Below are 4,685 nucleotides of genomic sequence, written 5' to 3' on the forward strand. Positions count from 1 at the left end.
GGGGGGGGGGGGGGGCCCGCGCCTCAAGCTCAGAGCCCGGTCGCGCCCCCTCCACCGCCTATCGGCGGTCCCCCTCCCCCATGAATGGGGGAGGAAAGATCAGGCCATCGCCCCTTCCTTCACCCCCGCCGCGCTCACCCGCCGCCGCGCCCGGACCCCCTCGGCCAGCCGTTCCAGCACCGCCACCGAAGTCTCCCAGTCGATGCAGCCGTCGGTGATGCTCTGGCCGTAGACCAGCGGCTGGCCGGCCACGAGGTCCTGGCGGCCGGCCTCGATGTGGCTCTCCACCATCACGCCGACGATCCGGCGTTCGCCGGCCGCCAGTTGCCGGGCCACGTCGTCCATCACCCGGGGCTGGTTGGCGGGGTCCTTCGACGAATTTGCGTGGCTGGCGTCGATCATGATCGCGGGACGCAGGCCGGACGCCTCGATCACCGCGGCGGCCGCCGCCACGCTGGCGGTGTCATAGTTGGTCGCCGTCCCGCCCCGCAGCACCACGTGGCCGTCCTCGTTGCCGGTGGTGGCGGCGATGGACGAGCGGCCGTCCTTGCTCACCGCAAGGAAGTGGTGCGGCTGGCTGGCGGCCTTGCAGGCGTCCACGGCGATCTTCACATCGCCGCCGGTGCCGTTCTTGAACCCCACCGGGCAGGACAGTCCCGAGGCCATCTCGCGGTGGATCTGGCTCTCTGTGGTCCGCGCCCCGATCGCCCCCCAGCCCACCAGGTCGGCCAGGTACTGGGGCGTGATCACGTCCAGGAACTCCACCGCCGCCGGCAGCCCCATGTCGTTGATATCCAGCAGCAGGCCGCGCGCCAGGCGCAGGCCTTCATTGATCCGGAAGGTCCCGTCCAGATAGGGATCGTTGATCAGCCCCTTCCACCCGACCGTGGTCCGGGGCTTCTCGAAATAGACGCGCATCAGGATTTCCAGGTCGGCCCCGAACCGCTGGCGCTGCTTCAGCAGCCGGCCGGCATAGTCCATGGCGGCCTCCGGATCGTGGATGGAGCAGGGGCCGATCACCACCGCCAGTCGGTCGTCCTGGCCGTGCAGGATGGCGTGCAGGGCGCTGCGCGCGGCGGTCACGGTCGCGCTGGCGGCGGGTGTGCGGGCGAACTCGGCCATCACCTGCGAGGGCGGGCTGAGCTCGGTGAGGCTGGCGATGCGAAGGTCGTCGGTGCTGGACATGGGGATCTCCGGGTCGGGGAGGTCACCGTGGCGGGCATAAAAAAAACCGCCAGGGTGACTGGCGGTGGGTGGGTGCTTGTCTAGGACGCTGTCACGTCAAGCCAAGTCCTTCCTCCGCCAGGGGCGTCGGAAAGCTAAAATACCAGGCTTGGGCGGCGGTGCGGGTCATGACAGAAGCCGCGATACACCAGCTTTCTCACGGAGTCACCCCGGTGAGCGCCCCGATCCGCAACCCGACCGTCGGCGTGCCCCCCGCTGAGGTGGAGATCGACCAGGCCCTGGTGCGCGCCCTGCTGACCGCCCAGCACCCTGACCTCGCTGACCTTCCGATCCGCCTCGCCGCCTCGGGATGGGACAACGACATGTTCCGGCTCGGCGACGACATGGCCGTGCGGATGCCGCGCCGGCTGGCCGGGGTCGAGCTGATCGAAAACGAGCAGAGGTGGCTGAGGACGCTGCCGCGCCTGCCCCTGCCGATCCCCGCGCCCCTTCGCCTCGGTGTCGCCGGCGAGGCTTATCCCTGGCCTTGGAGCGTCCTGCCCTGGATGCCCGGCGGGCCGGTCGATCGCGACCCCCTGAACGCCGACCAGGCGCCGGTGCTGGCCGGCTTCCTCAAGGCCCTGCACCAGCCGGCGCCCGGCGGCGCGCCGCACAATCCTCATCGCGGCGTGCCCCTGGCCGAGCGGGTGGACTATCTCGCCCCCCGCTTCGCACGGCTGGCGGCGCAGACAAACCTCATCACCCCGCGCGTCCGCGCCGTCTGGGACCGCGCGCTCGCCACGCCCATCGACATCGAGCCGACCTGGCTGCATGGCGACCCCCACGCCCGCAACGTACTCTCCAAGGACGGTCGGCTCACCGCCGTCATCGACTGGGGCGACATGTGCCAGGGCGACCGCGCCACCGACCTCTCCAGTCTCTGGATGCTGCTGCCTGACCGCGAGTCCCGCCGCGCCGCCATGGCCGCCTACGGCGCCAGCGACGCCACCTGGGCGCGGGCCGCGGGCTGGGCCGTGAACTACGCCGTGGTCCTCACCGACGCCGGCCGGGTCGATGATCCGCGCCTCCTGGCCATGGGGGAGAAGACCTTCGCGATGGTGGAGGCGGGGGACTGATTCACCACAGGCTCGCCGCCGCCCGCGCAGGCCACTCGGCGTCATAGGCGTCCCCGCCCTGCGCGCCCTGGCTCGCCGCGCTCAGCATCCGCCCGGCGCTCGGCAACCGCGACACATCCACATGCCTGGCCGGATTCCACAGGTCGGCCCGGATCACCGCCCGGGCGCACTGGAAGAAGACCGTGTCGATGGTGATCACCATCACGCAGCGCGGCGGCTTGCCCTCCATGCGGAAGGCCTGCAGAAGATCCTGGTCCGTGCGCAGTTCCGCCCGCCCGTTCACCCGCAGGGTGGAGCCCGACCCCGGGATCAGGAACAGCAGGGCCACCCTCGGGTCGCGCACGATATTGCGCAGGGAGTCGGCGCGGTTGTTGCCCCGCCGGTCGGGCATCAGCAGGGTCTTGTCGTCAGCGATCCGCACCACCTCGCCGGCGTCCCCGCGCGGCGAGCAGTCCAGCCCCTCCGGCCCCACCGTCGCCAGGGCCGCGAAGGGCGAGGCGGCGATCACTGCCCGATACTCGGCGTTCAGCCGGTCCAGCGCCTTCAGGGTGGAGGCGGGGCCGGGCTGGCCGTAGAGGGCCTCCAGGTCTTCGATCGTCGTCAGGGCGGGCATGTGTGAGCTTTCATCACCGGGGCCTCACCATCTCCCAACCCAGCAGCCAATAAAATTGACTAGTCCGCGCTGATCGGTGAGGAATTCTCACAGATGCGCCAGCTCCCGCCCCTCTCGGCCCTGCGGGCCTTCGACGCCACGGCGCGGCTGGGGTCGGTGACCCGCGCCGCCGAGGAGCTTGGCCGCACCCACGGCGCGGTCAGCCGCCAGCTGCGCAGCCTGCAGGATCACCTGGGGGCGCCGTTGTTCGACAAGGCCGGCGCCGGCCTGCGCCTGAACGCGCAAGGGATCGCCCTCCAGCCCGTGGTGGCCGAGGCCCTCGACCGGCTGGAGCAGGGCTGGCGCCGCGTGCGCGACGAGGCCCGCGGCCCCGGCGTCCATGTCGCCTGCAGCGCCACCTTCGCCACCCGCTGGCTGGCCCCACGCCTCGCCGACTTCTACCGCGCCCATCCCCAGGTGCGGGTCCGCCTTTCCATGACCTCGGCCCGGGAGCTGCGTGACGAGGGCGCCGACCTGGTGATCGCCTGGGACTGGAAGGGCTTCCCCGCCGCCGACCAGGCCCGCGCCATTCCGCTGGCCCCCGTCGCCTTCGGCCCGGTCTGCGCGCCGGGCTACCCGCTGGACGAGATCCTGGGGGCCGACGTGGCCGTCCCCTGCCGCATCGCCCACGACTTCACCTCCAGGGCCTGGGACCAGTGGTCGGCCGCCACCGGCCGCAGGATCACCGGCGCGCGCGAGCTCAGCTTCCCCCACACCCATCTCTGTATCGAGGCCGCGCTGGCGGGCCTGGGGGTCGCCCTGGTGGAGCGCCGGCTGATCGGCGCCGAACTGACCGACGGCCGCCTGCGCGCGCCCTGCGGCTTTGCGGCCTTTGAGCAGGGGCTGGTGGCTATTCCCTCCGGAGACAGGTACCAGTCAGCCTCCGCCCACCTCTTCATCGATTGGCTGGGCGCAGCGCTGACCAGTGGTTGATCGTCGCCCCGGCGACGGGCAGCCGTTCGGGCCCTGCTAGTCCTAGCTTCGGGTGCGCTTACGCCACGGAAAATGACATGGTCGAAACTGTTCTGGGCCGGCTACGCGCCGCCACCGCCGACGCGCATCAGAGTCTGGAGACGCGGCTCAACATCGTGGAGCAGCTGACGGCGCCGGCCGCCCGGCGCCGTCTGGCGGAGCGTTTCCACGCCTGGCACGTCGGGTCGGAGTCGGCGATGGCGCCCCTGCTCTCCGATATCGTCGGCCTCGGCTATGCCGGGCGACGACGGTCGGTGGAACTCGCCAGCGACTTGGCCGTGCTTGGGGGCCAGCCCCAGACCGGGCGCCGCATCCCCGCCCCCGCCAACAGCGCCGAAGCCATGGGCCGCCTCTATGTGCTGGAGACCTTGACCCTGGGCGGCAAGGCCATCGCCCGCCAGGTCGCGGCCCGCGGCCTCAACATGAAGGGCCTGTCCTTCCTCGATCCCTATGGCGCGGAGGCCGGCGAGCGCTGGCGCAAGTTCGTGCTGATCGCCGAGCGTGAGGGCGCGGTCTCCGACAAGGCCTGCGAGGCCATGGTGCGCGGCGCGGTGGCGGGCTTCAGCCAGGCCGAGCGCTGGCTCTGCGAGCCCACCGTCGCGGCCTGACCGCCGCCCTGCCCTAGAGCATGATCGCTTGAGACGGAACCGCGCAGCGGTCCCGGCTCAGGCGTGAATCATGCTCTCGCTTAAATCTGGGAGCCTGATCCACCGCATCGGCGGAATCGCGAAGCGATTCCACCTCAACGGATCAGGCTCTAG

At 71.3% G+C, this 4,685-nt stretch carries 5 protein-coding genes; 3 read left to right on the forward strand and 2 right to left on the reverse strand.

From position 1 onward, the window contains the following. Positions 1-99: 99 nt before the first annotated feature. The gene (locus Q8N10_RS11460; RefSeq protein ID WP_304782933.1) at positions 100-1,185 is read right to left on the reverse strand and encodes a 3-deoxy-7-phosphoheptulonate synthase; all 1,086 of its coding nucleotides are present in this window, start codon (positions 1,183-1,185) and stop codon (positions 100-102) included. 212 nt (positions 1,186-1,397) lie between these two features. Here Q8N10_RS11460 and Q8N10_RS11465 point away from each other — a divergent pair, with 212 nt between their 5' ends. Further along, a complete protein-coding gene (locus Q8N10_RS11465; RefSeq protein ID WP_304782936.1) occupies positions 1,398-2,300 on the forward strand; it encodes an aminoglycoside phosphotransferase family protein in 903 nt (300 codons plus the stop codon). A gap of 1 nt (position 2,301) precedes the next feature. Here Q8N10_RS11465 and Q8N10_RS11470 read toward each other — a convergent pair whose 3' ends face one another. Then, positions 2,302-2,913, reverse strand: a complete 612-nt coding sequence (locus Q8N10_RS11470; protein ID WP_304782939.1) for a pyridoxamine 5'-phosphate oxidase family protein — start codon at positions 2,911-2,913, stop codon at positions 2,302-2,304. A 93-nt stretch (positions 2,914-3,006) separates the two neighbouring features. On the opposite strand from Q8N10_RS11470, the gene Q8N10_RS11475 reads away from it, so the two are divergent. Both Q8N10_RS11475 and Q8N10_RS11480 read left to right on the forward strand, forming a co-directional pair. Next, positions 3,007-3,885: a LysR substrate-binding domain-containing protein gene (locus Q8N10_RS11475; RefSeq protein WP_304782941.1), complete on the forward strand. Its 879-nt coding sequence runs from the start codon at positions 3,007-3,009 to the stop codon at positions 3,883-3,885. Positions 3,886-3,962: 77 nt separating this feature from the next. After that, positions 3,963-4,532, forward strand: a complete 570-nt coding sequence (locus Q8N10_RS11480; protein WP_304782944.1) for a biliverdin-producing heme oxygenase — start codon at positions 3,963-3,965, stop codon at positions 4,530-4,532. Positions 4,533-4,685: the final 153 nt, after the last annotated feature.

The sequence above is a fragment of the Phenylobacterium sp. genome (genome assembly GCF_030693625.1).
Lineage (GTDB): Bacteria > Pseudomonadota > Alphaproteobacteria > Caulobacterales > Caulobacteraceae > Phenylobacterium > Phenylobacterium ferrooxidans.

Coding starts and splice junctions, on each gene's coding strand:
- Q8N10_RS11460 (WP_304782933.1), bottom strand. CDS start 1,185: ATGTCCAGCACCGACGACCTTCGCATCGCCAGCCTCACCGAGCTCAGC.
- Q8N10_RS11470 (WP_304782939.1), bottom strand. CDS start 2,913: ATGCCCGCCCTGACGACGATCGAAGACCTGGAGGCCCTCTACGGCCAG.
- Q8N10_RS11475 (WP_304782941.1), top strand. CDS start 3,007: ATGCGCCAGCTCCCGCCCCTCTCGGCCCTGCGGGCCTTCGACGCCACG.
- Q8N10_RS11480 (WP_304782944.1), top strand. CDS start 3,963: ATGGTCGAAACTGTTCTGGGCCGGCTACGCGCCGCCACCGCCGACGCG.